Consider the following 17089-nt stretch of genomic DNA (forward strand, 5'->3'; position numbering starts at 1 on the left):
GGCAGGAAGGCCGGACGTGAATCCCCCAACCACCGACACGCAGGCCCAGCAGGTCGCGCCGCCGCCCACGGACACCCCGGGGCCGGCGGCGGCCCGGCCGGCCGCCCCGCGCTCGCGCCGGCCGGTCTTCACCGGCCGGCGGGGCCTGAGCATCGCGGCGTTCATGGCCCCGGCCGCCGTGTTCGTCGCGATCTTCGTCTACTACCCGATGATCGCGGGCGGCCAGATGGCCTTCCGCAACTGGAACCTCAACGACCTCACGGACACCTCCTGGGTCGGCCTCAAGAACTTCCGGGAGATCCTGGCCGACCCGGTCTTCTACACGGTCCTCGGCAACACCGCGGTCTGGGTGGTCGGTTCGATCGTGCCCCAGTTCGTCATCGGGTTCGCCATCGCCCTGTGGCTGCGCCGCAAGTTCCGCTTCCGCGGCCTCTACCAGGCGCTGATCTTCTTCCCGTGGGCGATCTCCGGATTCCTCATCGGCATCCTGTTCCGCTGGATGTTCAACAGCGAGTTCGGAGTCGTCAACGACCTGCTGGAGAAAGTCCACGTGATCGACACACCGATCCCGTGGCTCGCCGACCCGAAGACCGCGATGACCGCCGTCGTGATCGCCAACATCTGGTACGGCGTCACCTTCTTCACCATCATGATCCTGGCCGCCCTCCAGTCGATCCCCGACGAGATCTACGAGGCCGGCGCGATCGACGGCGCCGGCAAGGTCCGTACGCTCTTCCAGATCACCATCCCGTCCATCCGCGGGACGCTGGCGCTGACGGTCCTGCTCCGGGTCATCTGGATCTTCAACTTCCCCGACATCATCTTCGGCATGACCGGTGGCGGTCCGTCCAACGAGACGCACATCGTCACCACGTGGATGATCTCCATCACCCAGCAGGGCGACTACGGGAAGGCCTCGGCGATCGGCCTGATCGTCGTCGCCATGCTCATGGTCTTCTCGGTCTTCTACCTCACGGCCACCCGGGAGCGGAACGGAAAGGCGTCATGATCAACAAGGAGTCCGCCGCCGGACGCACCGTGCGCGTCACGTTCCTGACGGGCTGGCTGGTCGTCACCGTCTTCCCGCTCTACTGGATCACCGTCACCTCGTTCAAGAGCCCCGGCACGATCTTCAGTCCCACGATCGCGTACTGGCCCCAGCACTTCTCACTGGCCAACTACACCGGACTCTTCGAGCAGGCGCAGTTCGGCGTCTACCTCACCAACAGCCTCGTCGTCGCGACGGTCGCCGGCGGGGTGGCGACCGTCATCTCGCTCCTGTCGGCGTACGTACTGGCGCGCTTCGAGTTCCGGACCAGGTCCGCGCTCCTGATGGCGGCCCTGGTCACGCAGATGATTCCGTCGTTCATCGCGCTCGGGCCGCTGTACATGCTGATGACGACGCTGCACCTCGTCGACAACCGGATCGGGCTGATCCTCGTCTACATCGCGGTCTGCATCCCCTTCTGCACGGTGATGCTCCGCGGGTTCTTCGAGAACGTGCCGGACGCACTGGAGGAGGCCGCCATGATCGACGGCTGCTCACGGCTCGGGGCGCTCTTCCGGGTGCTGCTCCCGGTCATGCAGCCCGGCATCATCGCCGCGTTCATCTTCAACTTCGTCAACTGCTGGAACGAACTCTTCCTGTCGGTCACCCTCATGAACAGCGACTCCAACAAGACCGTCCCCACCGCGCTCAACGGCTTCATCTCCAGCTTCAACATCGACTGGGGCTCGATGTCGGCGGCCGCGGTACTCACGATCGCACCGACCATGGTGCTCTTCGCCTTCGCCAGCCGTTACATCGTCCAGGGACTCACCTCGGGCGCGGTCAAAGGATGACCGGCACTCATCCGTTGAGCCGCCGGTAGGGATTCAGGTACTTGCTGCTGCCCAGATTTCCCCACTGGACGGAGATCCGGTCACCCTTCCACGGAACGTCGTGGAAGGTCGCCCAGGAGACGGAACTCCGTCCGGGCGCCAGGGTGATGTTCGCCTGCGGCTGTGTGCTGCACAAGGTCGCGTCGGCGGCGACGTACCCGATCCGCCGCCCGTCGCGAACGAGCGGGCGACCCAGGGCGCTTCCCAGCGGGATGGACTGGGCGGCGGAGAGCAGCAGGGAGGGTGGCGCTGGTTGCGCAGCGGAGCCATCCTCCCGGCCGGCCGGAGCTCTCCCTCCGTCACCTGCCTCCGTCCGCCGAGGTGAAGGACGCTCAGGGCAGTGGTCCAGTCGGTGGCGGACGATCGCGCAAGCCTCGTCGAGTTCCACGGCGCCGACCTCGTCCAAGGTGATACCGGTCCGATCGATCGGGAGGCGCCCCCTACGGCAGCGCGCAGCGGGTCAGCCGAAAATGGCGCAGTTGACCGCGTCCATCAGAGCCGCGCCGGCCTGGTGCCCTTCCTTGGTGAGCGTGGACGTGGCAAAGAAGAAAGCGGCCGTACGACGGCCGGTGGAGTCGGTGACGTTGTAGGTCGCATAGCCCGGGACGATGCCGACGTGGTCCCAGACCGTGCCGCAGTCCGTCTTCGCCGTCTCGATGCCCAACCCGTACCCGAGTTCCTGCGGGTCCCCCGGCCCGTCCTCCGGCACAGTGGTACGCATCTCCGCCAGTTGGGCCGTGGGCAGCAGGCGGCCCGACATCAACGCGCCGTAGAAACGTGACCAGTCACCGGCGGTGGAGACGATCGCCGCATCCGCTCCGTCGGCCGTGACGTAGTCGCCGGTGACGTCCACGTGCTCGTCGTGCTGAGGTCCGGCGTAGGTCCTGAACTCTTCGGGGACGTCCGGTGGCATGTGGGCGGCGTCAGGTTCGTAGCCGTGCGCGTGCCGGTCGCGCCAGGCGGAGCCGGTGGCGTAGAAGGTGTGCCGAAGTCCCAGGGGGCCGGCGATCCGGTCGCGCACCAGCTCCGCGAGGCTCTTGCCGGTGGCTTTCTCCAACACGGCGCCGATCGCGATGTAGTTGGTGTTGCTGTACGACCACGCGCTGCCGGGCTCGAACAGTGCCGGGTGTCCGCTCACCAGCCTCAGGATTTCCGCCGATGTCCATACGTGCGGGTCCCGGCCGGTGAGGGCAGGTGCGAGGGCGGGGTCGTCGGTGTAGTCGAACAATCCGCTGGTGTGGTTGAGCAGCATGCGCAGGGTGATCGCCCTGCCGTTGCGCACTTGCCCGGGCAGCCACTTCTCGACCAAGTCGGTGAGGGCGAGCCTGTGCTCGGCGACCAGTTGCAGCACGAGGGTGGCCATCACCGTCTTGGTGTTGGACGCCTCTCGGACCTCGTCGTCCGCCCGCAGCCGATGGTCCTTATTCGTCCAGGCGGCCTGCTCGGAGATCTCGATGGGCCTGCCGTGACCGTCATCCACCCGCACGATCACCCCGGGCACTCCAGCTTCCACCAACTTCCGCGCCAACTCCCGCAGCTGAGCGCGCGTCGCCGCGGTGGCATCCTGTCGGACCACCGCGCTCCCCCGGACCGTGCTCGCACTCGACGGGGTCGCGGCGAGGGGCACGACCAGGGCCGCGGTCACCGCGATTGCTGCTGCGCGAATCCTCGTGAGTCGCGGGCGCCGTCGAGCACGCGCATTCACTCGCACTTCATGCTCCTTCGAGCTCCGGTAGGGCCGTCGGACGGAATCGGGCTACGGGGAGGGGAACACGGGGCGCTGGCAGGCGAGTTGTCGTCTGCCCCGGGGAATCCTACGGAGCAAGAAGCGAAGGTGGGGTGCAAAAGTGAGTACCGGTTGGAGGTCGACCACCCCGGTACGAGTTCCCCGGGCAGAACTGCCCCGGCCTTACACGTATGTGAGTACGCGCACTCATGCCCTGCCCCACCCACTCAGGCGACGATACGGGCCAGACCGCGCACGCCGGGCCGCACCGGCAGACCAGGGAGCCAGCAGCACGTGCTCAGCACCTTCGCCCGTACCCTCGTCCCCTTCCTCGGCCATTTGACAGTGACCACCGCAACGTCCCGCGCCGTCGCGCCCGGCAGCATCGTCGCCCCCAACCACACCGCCCTCGCCGACCCCGCACTCGTCCTGGCCGCGCTGCACCGCCTGGGCACCGAACCCGTCGTCCTCGCCACGGCAGGGCTGTGGAGGATTCCGGTCCTCGGCCGCCGCCTCACTCGCGAGGGCCACATACCGGTCCACCGGGGCAGCCACAGCGCGGCGGCAGCACTCGACCTGGCGGCTGAGGCACTCGCCGCCGGCCGAGTGGTGGTGATCTATCCCGAAGGCGGACTCCCGCGGCGCCGGGACTCCACCGATCGCGAACCCGGCGCCTTCCGCACCGGCCTGGCGCGCCTCGCACTCGCCACCGGCGCACCCGTGGTTCCCCTCGGACACGCCGGAGCCCGCCGGATCGTCTCCGGCAGCAGGCTCAAACAGCTCAGTGGCATCGCCACCGCGCCCCTGCGCCGCCCCGACCTGCACGTCCACCTCGGCGAACCCATCCAGCTGACCGGCGACATGACCGAGGCCACCGCACACGCCCGCACGGCCGTGCACGAAGCGTGGCGTCAGGCCGTCAGCCACCTGCCGTCCGTCCTCCCCGCGTGAGTCCGACTCGGTGAATGGCCATCGGCCGCCGGAACCCGAGTTCCCACGCCGTGACCCGCCAAGTGGTAGTCGGTTCCACACGTGCCGACCGCCAACTCGGCTATGTGCCAGCCGACTTCACAAGCGCTGCGTATCCGCGACAGGGGTGTCGAGACGCGGTCCAGCCTCCGCCCTCAGCCGTTGAAGCGGTACGAGCCCGCTCGCGCCCGGTAAACCCTTTGGGCCGCACAGCCAGAGGTGTCGCCGCGGAGATGTGTGCAACCTCGGGGTGCGGTATCGGCCTTGGCCTGCGTCGGCACCCGGCTCGATTCTGCCGTCCGCACAACGCCACCGTGCCGATCGAGGGACTGGTGCGGTTGAGGGGCGAGGGTACGGATCGGTCTCGTCGACGCTCGTCGGGACGCGACTGTTGACCGCTGCCGACCATGGGTGAGGCGACGGTGATGTCCGAGGTCGCCGAGCAGCATGACGAGAGATGGCTGTCAGCCGTCACGCACGGGGCGTTCCTGCTGCTGCTCGCTTCCTCCTTCGGCCGCTGCCTCGCCCAGGACCGGTCGCAGGGACATGTGCTGACGATCAGTTGCCCGTACGCCATCCTCGGTCCGGTCTACGTCGCCGGGGTGCGTTGGGTGCCCGCGCCGCAGCCCGGGGCTCGGCCGACAGGTCGGCACCTCAACTGGCCGGTCAGGGTGTCCACGGGCTGTGTGGTCCTCCTGACGTGGGCGCGCGGTGCCATGTGGTGTCCTATGCCGATCCTGTACTCCGGTGCGCACCGGCTGCCCACCCGTTTCACTGTCCCGTGGGAGCTCTGCTGACCGTCCTCGTCGCGGCGTCTCAGTTGCGGGGCGTGAAGTCACATCTGCGCCGGATCTTCCACGGCCTGGAAGTCCGGACACGCGCGGTGGCCGTCTCCAAGGCCGCCGAACTGCGGCTGCCGGAACGGCAGTCGGCCCGGGTCGGTGCTGCTGTGCCGGGCATCCGGTGAAGGTCCCGCCGGTCCGGGACGGAGTGGCAGCGCTGGTGTTCAGGGAGAGATGTCGGCGCCGGGTGTCGTCGGCGGCGAGTCCGGGTGCTGGGGGTCGGCGTGTTCTCCAGGTCCGGGGCGCATGGCGGGCAGGGTGAGTCGTACGAGGTTCGTGGGGGCGGGCTCGGTGTGGCCCGCTGTCAGGACGAGGATCTCGTCGTCGGCGTTCCACACGCGCCGTTCGGACTTGCCGGGGCACAGGTGGACGGCGGCGTGGGGGCGGGGCGCGTGCGGGACCCGGGGGCAGTAGCCGATCGCGTACTCGCCGTTCCGCATCGCCGCCGCGACGACCGTGGCGAAGGACGCCTCGCGGCCGGGCCGGACATAGTGGGAGGCCGGGCGCAGGGCGAGCGCTCCGCCGCGTACGGCGAAGATCTCCTCGAACACCGCGGCCAGTTCGGGGGTGTGGACGATCTGGGCCATGAGCAGGGCGGTGAGTTCTCCCGCGACGACGGCGTCACCGGCAGGGCCGAGCGGGGCGAGTGTCCGGCTGCGGTGCTCGCGCATCTCGGCCACCACGGGGAGCACGCGGGACGTCTCCTCCTCCCAGGAACGCAGGGTCAGCAGGGCCAACAGCGTCCGGTCGTCGGCCCGTTCGGGAGCCGTGCCTGCCTGCTGGTCGGCGCCCAGGGCGATGACACAGTCGTAGGCGGAGAGGTCGAGGCCGGTGAGGGTTTCGGGGGCGGACGGGTCGCCGGGGTGGTGGGTGAGCCGCAGGGGTGAGGCGTCCGTGCGCGGTGGGACGCGGGGTGGCGCGAGACCGGTCACCAGGTCGAGCGTTGAGCCCGGTCGAGCGGTGCGGCGCAGGGTGTCGACGATCAGCGGGGCACGGCGGTTCCAGCCCAACAGCAGGAGCCGGTAAGGGTGTTCGGGCAACGGCCGGGTACGGGCCACTGCCGTGGGGTCGACCGGTGCGCGGTGCGCGCCGAGGGGCGGGGGGCCGTCGTCGTGGGCGACGGTCACCAGCCGGTCCCCCGCCTCCAGCACGGTCCCTGGCGGAGGGGTGAGCAGCGGGCGGCCGTCGGCCCGCAGGAGCCCTACGGCACTGGACGTCTCCAGGCGCAGCGCCACCTCCCCGAACGACAGTCCCGCCGCCTGCGGGACGTCGACGATGTGGAACTCGGCTCCGGAGAAGTCGAGGAGGTCCCGCAGCACCGCCGGCATCCCGGGATGCCGGGCGCACTGCACGAGCAGCCGCGCGGTGGACCGGTCGGTCCCGAGGACCGTGCCGCGCGGGCCCACGGCGAGTCGCGCGGCAGGGACACGGCGTTCGTCGTGTACGGCGGCCACCACTCGCGGGCCGCCGTCCGTGCCGAGCACGGCGCGCAGCGCCAGCAGAATCCGTACGACCCCCAGGTCGCCGTCGGGGCCTTCGGCGGGCAGCACCACCACCGCTCGGGCCGCGCCCAGGCTGACCAGCCGCAGGGTGTCGGGGTCGGACGGCACTCCGGTGCGGCACTCCAGGCGGACGCCGTCGGTGACACCGAGGGTGGTTGTCAGCGCTCTCTCCATGACGGCCGGGTCCCGGTCCGCGAGCACGGTGATCACCTGGCGGTCGCCTGCCGCGCGGGCGCCGATCAGCTCTTCGACCACGGTGAACACCTGGTCGGACCAGCCGAGCACGACGGTGTGGCCGCGTTCCACGACCCGGGAGCGCCCTCGCCGCAGCTCCGCGAGCCGGTCGCCGAGACCCGTGGTGACGACTCCGACGACCGTCGACACGCACAGCAGGGCGATCAGGCCGAGCAGTACGGACAGCAGCATCCGCAGCGGCGCGCCGGTGGCCACACCCAGCCGCAGGGTCTCCGCGCTGGTGCGCCACACCTGGGTGAGCCGGCCGGACAGCGAGTGCGGTGCGTCGGGGTCCGTCCACACCAGCAGGGTGCTCACGGGCACGACGACCCCCAGACAGCACAGGGCGAGCCAGCCCAGCAGGGTGCCTGTGCTGCGCGCGAGTGTCCTGTCGAACAGATACCTCGTGCGGTGGCGTAACGGACTCCGCTCCTGCCGCCGTTCCACATCGACCCCCTGATCTCGGTACGCCTCCGGGATTCGAAGGGTGCCGGGCCCGGCGTCCGAGACATGCCGTTCCATCAGGAGCTTCATACTTTCGGGCAACGGCGCGGGCTGAAACCTGGTCCGGCTCGGCCACGGGTCGACGGCAGCGGGTTCGGGTCGGGGGCGGGCTCGCAGTGGGTGCGGGGGCGCGACCTCGCGGACCGGTGAAGAGTTGCGCGGCGCGTTCAAGATACTGCTCGCCGCCGTCTTCGCAACCGTCCGACCACGACTGTTGTGCAATGCGAAATTTTGTGTTGCAGCCGTAGTGCCCGGTGGCGCGCACCTTTTACCTTCCCCTCTCAACAGACCGGTCCTCACCGGGCGAACCGCCCTCCCACGACCGGAACAGCGATGTTCCGTGCGCGGACCCGGTGCCTCCCTTTCCCAACCCACCACCTGTCGACCGGTGTCACCCGGGTCCTGCCGACGGCAACCCGACACCACCGAGGGATTCGAGGAACTCCGATGAACGCACGTTCCGTACGTGGTGCTGTGGCGGTCGCCGCCTCCCTCTGCGCGCTGGGCGGGATCACCGCCTGCGACGTCCAGTCCGGTGGCGGCAGCAGCACCGCCGCCGGTGCCAGTGCCTCGGCCACCCGGGCCGAGGACCTCAAGGTCGGCTGGTCGACGATCTACCTGACCCCGTCGTGGATGCAGCAGACCCTGAAGCTGCTCCAGGGCGACGTGGACAAGCTGAAGTCGAGCGGCGAGGTGTCCTCGCTGAAGACGTTCAACGCGAACGGCGACACCTCGCAGCAGATCGCGCAGATCCGGGCCATGATCCAGCAGAAGTACGACGTGATCCTGGTGGACGCGGGCTCCTCCACCGCGCTGAACCCCGCGCTGGAGCAGGCCGTCGCCGCCGGTATCACGGTCGTGGCCTTCGACTCGCTGCCGACCAGCACCAAGGTGATCCGGGTCGGTACCGACCAGAAGGCCTGGGGCTCGATGATGGCGACCTGGCTGGCCAAGAAGCTGAACGGCAAGGGCAGCATCATCGCCATGAACGGCCCGGCGGGTGTCGCCGTCAGCGAGGACCGCTGGGCGGGTGCCGAGGCCGTGTTCAAGAAGTATCCGGGCATCAAGATCGTCAGCAATGTGCACAGCGAGTACAACCTCGCCCCGGCCGCGCAGTCCTTCGCCTCCGCCTACTCCGCCCACCCGGACATCGACGGCGTCTTCTCCCAGGGCGGCGCGCTGTCGGCCGCGGCCCTCCAGACTCTGGTCAAGCAGGACAAGAAGCTGGTCCCGATCACCGGCGAGAACTACAACGGCTTCCTGAAGCTCTGGCTGAGCAAGCAGAAAGAAGGTTTCTCCTCAATCGCCACCGCCCAGCCCAACTACCTCTCGGTGATCGCCCTGGAAGCGGCCGTCGCCAAGCGTGAGGGCGTGGCCGTCCCGCAGGACATCGACGTGCCGCTGCCCGAGATCACGGACAGCAACCTGTCCCAGTACGCCAAGCCCGACCAGCCCGACGACTCCTACCCCATCAATGCCATCGCCCAGTCGGACATCGACAAGCTCATCGGCAAGTAGGCGGAGCACGACCGTGGCGCTGCTGAGCGTGGAGAAGGTGTCCAAGTCGTTCGCGGGCAACCGGGTGCTCTCGGACGTGAGTTTCGAGGTAGGGGCCGGGGAGGTACTGGCGCTCGTGGGAGAGAACGGGGCCGGGAAGTCCACGGTCCTCTCGCTCATCACCGGGCTCCTGACCCCCGACACAGGCCGCGTCGTCCACGACGGCGCTCCGGTCGCCCGGGCGTGGTCTCCCCACCGCGCCCGGGCCGCCGGGATCGGCTCCGTGCACCAGGAACTCAGTCTCAACCCCCATCAGAACATCGCGGAGAACGTGTTCCTGGGGTCCTGGCCCAGCCGCCGCGGTCTGGTGCGGCGGCGGGACCTCGTGGCCCGCGCCGAGCCGCTGCTGGCGCGGGTCGGCCTCGACGTCGACCCGCGCACCCCGGTGGGGCGACTGTCCTTGGGCCGGCAGCAACTGGTCGAACTGGCCAAGGCCCTGGCGGGCGAGCCCCGTCTCCTGATCCTCGACGAGGCGACCTCCGCACTGGACGACGACCAGGTCGCCGCCGTCTTCCGGGTGATCGGGGAACTGCGCGCCCAAGGAGGCTCGGTGATCCTCGTCAGCCACCGCATGGCCGAACTCTTCGCCGTCAGCGACCGGTTGACGGTGCTGAAGGACGGGGCCGTGATGGCGACCCGGGACCGAGCGGACACCGATCACGACGACATCGTCCGGCTGATGGTGGGGCGGGAGCTCTCGGACCTGTTCCCACCGAAGGCCCCTGCCGCGGCCGAACCGGCACAACCCCTGCTCCGGGTGCGCGGACTCACCGTCCCCCGCTCCTGTGCCGACATCGACCTCGACCTGGTCCCCGGCCGGATCACCGGCCTCGGCGGACTCCAGGGACAGGGGCAACGGGAGGTGCTGCGGGCCCTGTTCGGACTGTCACGGCATTCCGGGACGGTCGAGTTCGAGGGGCGGCCGGTACGACTGGACTCACCACGGGACGCCATCCGGCACCGCGTCGCCTATGTGCCCGAGGACCGCAAGACCGAGGGGGTACACACCATGCGCAGTGTGCGGGACAACCTCGCGCTGCCCAGCATGCGCGACCTGGCGCCCGCCCGCCGCCTCACCACCGTCTCGCGCGGCGCCGAGGAGAGCCTCGTCGACGAACTGATCGAGCGGCTGCGCATCAAGGTGTCCTCCCCCGCGCAGGAGACGCGGCGGCTCTCCGGCGGCAACCAGCAGAAGGTCGCGCTGGCCAAGTGGCTGCCGACCGGACCGCGCGTCCTGCTGCTCGCCGAGCCGACCCGGGGCATCGACATCGGAGCCAAGCGCGAGATCTACCACCTGCTGCGCCGCCTCGCCGACGAAGGCCTCGCGGTACTCGTCACCTCCGGAGACACCATGGAACTGGTCGGACTGTGCGACGAGGTCGCCGTCCTGTACGAGGGCACGGTCGTCGACCGACTCACCGGGCCGGACCTGACCGAGGAGCGCCTGGTCAGAGCATCGGTCACGGGAACGGCGGCCACGGACACGCCGGGATCCGGGAGCGTGGTCCATGCGTGAGCGCCTCGCGGGCCTCACCCGCGGCAACACCGACCTCCTCGCCCTGACCGCCCTCCTGCTGGTGCTGCTGATCGCCTACCAGCACTACGACTCCAGCCTGCTCACCCCCGCCTCCGTCACCATCCTCTCCGCCCAGTTCCTGCCGCTGCTCCTGGCCGCGGCCGGACAGACCACCGTCATGCTGCTCGGCGGTATCGATCTGTCACTGGGCGCGGTCCTCGGTCTCGCCATGGCGGTCTTCGCCACCTACGACGCCCACAGCGCGGGGGCGGTGCTGGTCGCCGCGCTGCTGGCCGTGTGTGCGGCCGTCGCGGCGGGCGCGGTCAACGGCGCCCTGGTGGCGTACGCCGGGCTGCCACCGATCGTCGTGACGCTCGCGGCCTCCTTCCTGTGGGGCGGGATCACGCTGGTGGTGCTGCCCCAGCCCGGCGGAACGGTGCCGGGCGGGCTGGTGAACGCGTACAACAACGGCTGGAACGGAGTCGCGGTCCCGGCGGTGGCCGTCGTGGTCGTGCTCCTGCTGTGGAAGCTGCTGCGCACCACCCGCCACGGGCTCGCGCTCTACGCCGTCGGCGGCAACGAACACGGCGCCTACGCCAGTGGTCTGCACACCCGCTCGGTGAAGATCTCGGGCTACGCCCTGGCCGGCGCGTTCACCGGTCTCGCCGGAATCGGACTCGCCATCCAGACCGGCTCGGCGGACCCGACCATCGGCACGCCGTACACGCTCAACTCCATCGCCGCGTCCGTGCTCGGCGGCATCAGCTTCTTCGGCGGGGTCGGACGCATGCGGGGCACCGTACTGGGCGCGCTGGTCATCGGGCTGCTGACCAATCTGCTGCTGTTCACGGGCATCTCGCCCTTCTACCAGCTGATCCTTCAGGGCGTGATCCTCGTCGTCGCCCTCACCCTGAAGACGTATCTCACGAGGGAGGCCGCCGTATGAGCAGCCCCACCACCCCGGCGGACCGTACGAGCGGGCGCGTCGGCGCGCTGCTGCCCCTGGCCGCCCTGCGCGGCAACCGCGCGGCCTGGGCGTTCGGCGTGCTGGGCGCGACCTGGCTGGCGGCGGTCCTGTTCGCGGACGGCTTCGACACGGTCTCCAGTTTCCGCTATCTCGTGCAGACGGCCTCGTTCCTGGGCATCGTCGCGGTCGGGCAGACCCTCGTCGTCATGATGAGCGGCATCGACCTGTCGGTGTCGGGGGTCGTCGCCCTGTCCGCCGTGGTGTGCGCCAAGGTCGCCTCGGGCCCGGGCGGCAACGCCACCGGCATCGCGGTGGCCCTGCTGTTCAGCGCCCTGGTGGGGGTCGTGAACGCGGCCGGAGTGGTGTGGCTGCGGGTGCCGCCGATGGTGATGACCCTGGCCACCGGCACGATCCTGTCCGGCGCCCTGCTCGTGTACACGAACGGTTCGCCCAGTTCGGCGCGGGTACCGCTGCTGGACTCGCTCGCCAACGGCCGGCTGCTGGGCGTCCCCCGGGCGTTCGTGCTGTGGCTGGCGGTCACGGCCGCCGCGTTCTGGCTGCTCCATCGCTCCCGCACCGGCCGGTACGCCTTCGCCCTCGGTGCCGGAGAGGACGCCGCCCGGGCCTCCGGGGTCCCGGTCGTGACCACGGCCTTCACCGCGTACACGGCCTGTGCGCTGCTGGCCGGTGTGGCCGGACTGGTACTGCTCGGCTTCACCGGCACCAGTTCCCTGACCATGGGCAACCCCTACCAGCTGCTGTCCATCGCCTCGGTCGTGCTCGGCGGCACGTCCATCCTCGGCGGGCGCGGCCATCTCCTCGGCACCGTCGGCGGGGCTCTCCTGCTCACCCTGCTGACCGCCCTGCTGACGTCCTGGAACCTCTCGGAGGGCGTACGGCAGGTGGTACTGGGCATCTTGATCATCACTCTGTTGCTGGTCTACGCGAGGGAGCGCGTCGCATGATCGAAGAGGGCCCGGCCGGGGCGGAGAGCCTGTTGCGCGACCTCGTGGGGATCCCGTCCGTCAACCCCCGTGGCCAGGGAGCCGGCGACGGGGGTGAGACGGCGGTCGCGGAATACGTGCGGGAGTGGCTTGCCGCCCGTGACATCACCTCCGAGGTGCAGGAGGTGCTGCCGGGCCGGCCCAACATCGTGGCGGTCGTGCCGGGGCGCGGCGCCGGGACCGTCGTCCTCGAGACGCATCTGGACACTGTCGAGGTCGACGGGATGACGGTCGATCCCTTCGGCGGCGAGGTCAGGGAGGGCCGTCTGTACGGGCGTGGCGCCTGCGACGCGAAGGGATCGCTGGCCGCGTTCCTGCTGGCCCTCGCGGAACTCGCCGCCGGGGATGCCCCGCCGTGCTCGGTCGTGCTCGCCGGGGTGTGCGACGAGGAGCACGCCTACCGCGGTGTGCTGCACCTGCTGGACACCCTGGCCGACCGGGCGGTCTTCGGCGCGCTCGTCGGAGAACCCACCGGGCTGGTCCCGGCCGTCGCGCACAAGGGAGTCGTCCGTTACACCGCCCGGACCACGGGCCGCGCCGGGCACAGCTCGCGCCCCTCGGAGGCGGTGAACGCGATCACGCTCATGGCTCCGGTCATCGCCCGTCTCGCGGCGGCCCCGCCCTCGGTCCCACCGCACCCGCTGTTGGGGCCCGCCACCCGCTCGATCACCCGTATCCGGGGCGGCACCGGACCCAACACCATCCCCGACCGGTGTGAGGTCGACATAGACCGGCGCACGCTTCCCGGCGAGGAGCTGGACGCCGTGTGGCGGGCGGACCGGGCCGAACTCGCCGCGCTGGGTGCCGAGGTGGATCCTCCGTTCACGGTCGACCCGGCGCTGGACACCCCGGCCGGCGCTCCGGTCGTCACCGCGCTGCGCGCGGCTCTCGCGGATCACGGCCGGCCGTCCACGGTCCACGGAATGCCGTTCGGAACGGACGCCAGCAAACTGGCCCGGGCGGGGATCGCCTCCGTGGTCTTCGGTCCCGGGTCGGTGACGGACGCGCACGCCGCCGCGGAGTCGGTGGACCTCGCGGAGGTGGCGCTGGCCGCACGCATCGTCGTGGACACCGTACGGAGGATGCGAGGGACGCCGTGCGCCTGACCGATCATGTCACGCTCGTCGCCAGCGGGGCCGCGGGGTTCGATCTCTCCGACCCGCTGGACTGCCACGTCTATCTCGTACGAGGCGATCGCCACAGTGCCCTCGTCGACGCGGGAGCCGGACGCGCCCCGCTCGACATCGCACGGCCCGACGTCGTGCTCCTGACGCACGGGCACGCCGATCACGCGGGCGGGGCCGCCGCGCTCGCCCGGCGCTGGCCCGGACTGCGGATTCTGGCCGGCGCCCGGGCCGTGCCGTGGATCGCCGCCGGGGACGAGCGGGCGCTGAGCGTGGACCGCGGAAAGGCCGCCGGTGTCTACCCCGCCGACTACGTCTTCGCACCCTGCCCCGAGGTCAAGGCGGTGGCGGACGGAGAGGAGTTCGACCTGGGCGGCGGGGTGATCCTGCGTGCCGTCACGACACCCGGCCACGCCGACGGACACGTCTGCTATCACCTGCGTACTCCGGGCTACCGAGCGCTGTTCTCCGGAGACTGCGTCTTCACCCAGGGCCGTATCTCGCTGCAGAATCTGCACGACTGCCGCGTGCCCGAGTACGCGGCCAGTCTGGCCTCGCTGGCCGCGCTCGACGTCGACGCGCTCTTCCCCGGCCATCACGAGGTCTCGCTCGCCCGTGCCGGGCGCCATCTGGCCGCCGCCCGCGACACCGTCGCCCGCGGACTGCTGCCGAGGAGTACGACGTGACCGCCCCCTCCCCCTCGCCCGTCGGCCGCAATCAGTCCTCGTCGCTGCGCCGCGCGCTCACCGTCCTCGAACACATCCGCGACCACGCCGGACCCGGCCGCGGTATCTCGCTCACCCGGCTCGCCGACGAACTCGGCATCAACAAGAGCACCGTCCTCCGCCTCACCGCACCGCTGATGGAGGCGGACCTGCTGGTGCGCGACCGCGAGACGGGCTGGTTCCGCCTCGGCCACGGCACGCTCCGGCTCGGCCAGGCCTACCTCTCCTCACTGGACCTGCGGACCGTGGCGACGGAGCCGCTACGACTGCTCCAACACGCCGTCGGGGAGACCTGCCACCTCGTCGTGTACGAGCCGCCCGACGTGGTCTACATCGACAAGGTCGAGAACGAGACCAACGTGCGCATGGCCTCCCGCGTCGGCAGCCGCATCCCCGCCTACCGCACCGCCGTCGGCAAGGCCATCCTCGCCTGGCTCGGCCAGGAGGAGTTCCGGGTCGTCGTCGACGCGGGAATGCCCCCGATCACCCCGCACACCACCACCGACCCGCAGCTGCTGCGCGTTGAACTCGACCGGGTACGGCGGCGGGGCTACGCCATCGACGACCGGGAGAACGAGCCGGAGGTGCGCTGCGTCGCCGCCCCCGTCTTCGACCACACCGACGCGGCCGTCGGAGCGGTCAGCGTCTCCGGCCTCACCACCCGGATGACCCCGGCCCGGGTCCGCCAGGTCGGCCCCATGGTCGTCCGGACCGGCCTGGACATCTCCCACATCCTCGGCTCCTCCCGCGCCCTGGACACCGACAGCCACTGACCCTGGAGCAACCCCACCATGACCGTGAAAACGTCCACGGCATCGACGTACGCCTTCGTCGAGGACCTGCGCGCGGAAGGCACGACGGCCGTGCTCGACCGCGTTCTCGGTGACTACGGCTGCGACACGCTCACCGTCGCCGCCGCCTACCACCGTGCCCGGGACGTCACCCCGCACGGGCCGGCCCGCGTCACCGTGCGCCGGGACGGCACGCACTTCGTCCCGCCCGCCGATCTCTTCGAGGGGCTGCGGCTGGTGCCGCCGGTGCAGGCGGACGCCGAGCGTGAACCGCTGCGCGAGGCAAGGCGGTCGACGGCCGAGCGGGGCGCGGGGCTGCACGGCTGGACCGTGTTCCTGCACAACACCACGCTCGGACTCGCGCACCCCGACGTCACCCAGCGGAACTGTTTCGGCGACCGGGCCGCCCCCGCCGACCTGTGCCCCGCGCACCCCGACGTACGGGCGTACGCGGTGGCGCTGGCCCGTTCGGTGGCCCGGCTCGGCGTGGACGCCGTGGTCGCGGAGTCCCTGCACTACGGCACCTTCGGCCACGGCTACCACCACGAACGCAGCTTCGTCCCGCTCGGCCCGCTGGAGGACTTCCTGCTCGGGCTGTGTTTCTGTCGCCACTGCGTACGCCACGCCGAGGCCGTCGGCGTGGACGCGGGAAGGGCGCGGAGCGAGGCGGCCCGGCTCGTCGGCCGGGTGATGGACGGCACGTCGGGCGCCGACTGTTCGGGCCGACTTCCGGAACAGCTGCCCGAGTCGATCACGGCCTATGTCGTCACCCGTACCTCCACCGTCACATCGCTCGCCGCGACGGTCGCCGAGGCGGTGGCCGACGAAGGCTCCCGGCTGTTCTTCCTCGATCTCACCGGTGCGATCAAGGGATACGCCGACGGCCGCCCCACGGGCGGGCTCGCGGTGGACGAGGCCTGGCGGACCGGGGTCGACCCGGGTGCCGTGAGCGCGGTCGTGCCCGGATACTCGGTGCTCGCCTACGCGCGGTCCCCGGAGCGGATCGCGGCCGACGTCGCCGGTTACCGGGCCGCCCTCGCGGACGGCTGTTCGCTGCGCGCCGTACTGCGGCCCGGCATCCCCGACACCGATTCGGCCGAGCACCTCACGACGAAGACCAAGGCGGCAACAGGTCCCGGCGGAGCCGACGCCGTGGACTTCTACCACTACGGGCTGGTCCCGTTCCCCGTACTGGAACGCATCACGGCGGCGCTGAAGGCGTGAGGCGTCCGTCTCCTGGAGGAGATCGCGGCGAGGCCCGTGTCCGCGTGATCCGCCCCGACCGGCCGGAGCGACCGCCGCCCGGCTCCTCCTTTACGGTGACGCGGAGTTGGGCGGTTGATCACGGCGGGGCAATCGAAGGCCGGCGTAGGCACTGGTGGTGACGAACGTCGGCCACGACTCGCGGACCGGGGCCGGCGGCCGGGGCCGGCGCGCTGCGGGTGGCGACCGCCGCCGTGCGGACCCCGGTCAGCGACTCGCCGTCCACGAACGCCGACGCCCGCCCGTCGTGTTCGTCGAACAGCGCCACCAACCCCCGGTGGAAACCGCGTCCTGAGTGTCGTGGATCGGCGGACACCGTCACCGACTCCGCGCCGGGCGGACCGGCCGGGGTCGATGCCGCGATCCGCGACGGGACCGAGACCTGGTCACGGGCGATGGAGACCAGGGCCCGGCCCACCGCGCCGAGGCCCACGTCTGACCGCGACGCGGCAGCCGTCCGGCACCCGACGACACGGCGACGTCG

Annotated in this window: 16 protein-coding genes; 13 read left to right on the top strand and 3 right to left on the bottom strand. The window is 70.8% G+C overall.

The genetic code is table 11. The features are described 5' to 3' along the window. The first annotated feature begins 16 nt into the window (after positions 1-16). Together ACQHII_RS00220 and ACQHII_RS00225 are read left to right on the top strand one after the other, a co-directional pair. Entirely contained in the window at positions 17-1009 is a 993-nt protein-coding gene (locus ACQHII_RS00220; protein ID WP_427917197.1) for a carbohydrate ABC transporter permease, read from the top strand. Beyond that, positions 1006-1842: a carbohydrate ABC transporter permease gene (locus ACQHII_RS00225; protein WP_427917198.1), complete on the top strand. Its 837-nt coding sequence runs from the start codon at positions 1006-1008 to the stop codon at positions 1840-1842. Before ACQHII_RS00220 ends, ACQHII_RS00225 begins: the two co-directional genes overlap by 4 nt. Positions 1843-2341: 499 nt before the next feature. Here ACQHII_RS00225 and ACQHII_RS00230 read toward each other — a convergent pair whose 3' ends face one another. Continuing rightward, positions 2342-3526 carry a serine hydrolase domain-containing protein gene (locus tag ACQHII_RS00230; RefSeq protein ID WP_427917199.1) on the bottom strand — a complete coding sequence of 395 codons (1185 nt, stop codon included), beginning with the start codon at positions 3524-3526 and terminating at the stop codon, positions 2342-2344. A 375-nt stretch (positions 3527-3901) separates the two neighbouring features. On the opposite strand from ACQHII_RS00230, the gene ACQHII_RS00235 reads away from it, so the two are divergent. The 3 genes from ACQHII_RS00235 to ACQHII_RS00245 all read left to right on the top strand — a co-directional run bounded on the left by ACQHII_RS00235 (position 3902) and on the right by ACQHII_RS00245 (position 5543). Then, positions 3902-4558, top strand: coding sequence for a lysophospholipid acyltransferase family protein (locus ACQHII_RS00235; protein ID WP_427917200.1), 657 nt, complete (start codon positions 3902-3904; stop codon positions 4556-4558). Positions 4559-4983: 425 nt separating this feature from the next. Then, the gene (locus ACQHII_RS00240; RefSeq protein WP_427917201.1) at positions 4984-5373 is read left to right on the top strand and encodes a hypothetical protein; all 390 of its coding nucleotides are present in this window, start codon (positions 4984-4986) and stop codon (positions 5371-5373) included. After that, positions 5358-5543: a hypothetical protein gene (locus ACQHII_RS00245; RefSeq protein ID WP_427917202.1), complete on the top strand. Its 186-nt coding sequence runs from the start codon at positions 5358-5360 to the stop codon at positions 5541-5543. The genes ACQHII_RS00240 and ACQHII_RS00245 overlap by 16 nt, the downstream gene beginning before the upstream one ends. Before the next feature lie 39 nt (positions 5544-5582). Here ACQHII_RS00245 and ACQHII_RS00250 read toward each other — a convergent pair whose 3' ends face one another. Beyond that, complete coding sequence (locus ACQHII_RS00250) at positions 5583-7676, bottom strand: CASTOR/POLLUX-related putative ion channel (RefSeq protein WP_427917203.1); 2094 nt, start codon at positions 7674-7676, stop codon at positions 5583-5585. A 429-nt stretch (positions 7677-8105) separates the two neighbouring features. Between ACQHII_RS00250 and ACQHII_RS00255 the strand changes: the two genes are divergently transcribed. Genes ACQHII_RS00255 through ACQHII_RS00290 form a run of 8 tightly spaced genes read left to right on the top strand, consistent with a single transcriptional unit; the run spans position 8106 to position 16566 of the window. Continuing rightward, complete coding sequence (locus ACQHII_RS00255; RefSeq protein ID WP_427917204.1) at positions 8106-9176, top strand: ABC transporter substrate-binding protein; 1071 nt, start codon at positions 8106-8108, stop codon at positions 9174-9176. 13 nt (positions 9177-9189) lie between these two features. Next, positions 9190-10731, top strand: a complete 1542-nt coding sequence (locus tag ACQHII_RS00260; protein ID WP_427917205.1) for a sugar ABC transporter ATP-binding protein — start codon at positions 9190-9192, stop codon at positions 10729-10731. Beyond that, positions 10724-11677 (top strand): ABC transporter permease, encoded by a 954-nt coding sequence (locus tag ACQHII_RS00265; RefSeq protein WP_427917206.1) that lies wholly within the window; start codon positions 10724-10726, stop codon positions 11675-11677. The genes ACQHII_RS00260 and ACQHII_RS00265 overlap by 8 nt, the downstream gene beginning before the upstream one ends. Next, positions 11674-12663: an ABC transporter permease gene (locus ACQHII_RS00270; RefSeq protein ID WP_427917207.1), complete on the top strand. Its 990-nt coding sequence runs from the start codon at positions 11674-11676 to the stop codon at positions 12661-12663. The genes ACQHII_RS00265 and ACQHII_RS00270 overlap by 4 nt, the downstream gene beginning before the upstream one ends. Further along, positions 12660-13808, top strand: coding sequence for a M20/M25/M40 family metallo-hydrolase (locus ACQHII_RS00275; RefSeq protein WP_427917208.1), 1149 nt, complete (start codon positions 12660-12662; stop codon positions 13806-13808). Before ACQHII_RS00270 ends, ACQHII_RS00275 begins: the two co-directional genes overlap by 4 nt. Beyond that, positions 13799-14512: an MBL fold metallo-hydrolase gene (locus ACQHII_RS00280; protein WP_427917209.1), complete on the top strand. Its 714-nt coding sequence runs from the start codon at positions 13799-13801 to the stop codon at positions 14510-14512. Before ACQHII_RS00275 ends, ACQHII_RS00280 begins: the two co-directional genes overlap by 10 nt. After that, positions 14509-15324, top strand: coding sequence for an IclR family transcriptional regulator (locus tag ACQHII_RS00285; protein WP_427917210.1), 816 nt, complete (start codon positions 14509-14511; stop codon positions 15322-15324). Before ACQHII_RS00280 ends, ACQHII_RS00285 begins: the two co-directional genes overlap by 4 nt. 18 nt (positions 15325-15342) lie before the next feature. Further along, entirely contained in the window at positions 15343-16566 is a 1224-nt protein-coding gene (locus ACQHII_RS00290) for a hypothetical protein (protein ID WP_427917211.1), read from the top strand. A gap of 118 nt (positions 16567-16684) precedes the next feature. Here ACQHII_RS00290 and ACQHII_RS00295 read toward each other — a convergent pair whose 3' ends face one another. Further along, positions 16685-17038, bottom strand: coding sequence for a hypothetical protein (locus ACQHII_RS00295; protein ID WP_427917212.1), 354 nt, complete (start codon positions 17036-17038; stop codon positions 16685-16687). Positions 17039-17089 lie beyond the last annotated feature (51 nt).

It is taken from the genome of Streptomyces sp. cg40 (assembly GCF_050320165.1).
Taxonomy (GTDB): domain Bacteria; phylum Actinomycetota; class Actinomycetes; order Streptomycetales; family Streptomycetaceae; genus Streptomyces; species Streptomyces hokutonensis.

Bases quoted from the DNA above. Each gene is read 5' to 3' on its own strand.
- ACQHII_RS00225 (WP_427917198.1), top strand. From the start codon at position 1,006: ATGATCAACAAGGAGTCCGCCGCCGGACGCACCGTGCGCGTCACGTTC.
- ACQHII_RS00240 (WP_427917201.1), top strand. From the start codon at position 4,984: ATGGGTGAGGCGACGGTGATGTCCGAGGTCGCCGAGCAGCATGACGAG.
- ACQHII_RS00250 (WP_427917203.1), bottom strand. From the start codon at position 7,676: ATGGAACGGCATGTCTCGGACGCCGGGCCCGGCACCCTTCGAATCCCG.
- ACQHII_RS00255 (WP_427917204.1), top strand. From the start codon at position 8,106: ATGAACGCACGTTCCGTACGTGGTGCTGTGGCGGTCGCCGCCTCCCTC.
- ACQHII_RS00265 (WP_427917206.1), top strand. From the start codon at position 10,724: ATGCGTGAGCGCCTCGCGGGCCTCACCCGCGGCAACACCGACCTCCTC.
- ACQHII_RS00270 (WP_427917207.1), top strand. From the start codon at position 11,674: ATGAGCAGCCCCACCACCCCGGCGGACCGTACGAGCGGGCGCGTCGGC.
- ACQHII_RS00275 (WP_427917208.1), top strand. From the start codon at position 12,660: ATGATCGAAGAGGGCCCGGCCGGGGCGGAGAGCCTGTTGCGCGACCTC.
- ACQHII_RS00290 (WP_427917211.1), top strand. From the start codon at position 15,343: ATGACCGTGAAAACGTCCACGGCATCGACGTACGCCTTCGTCGAGGAC.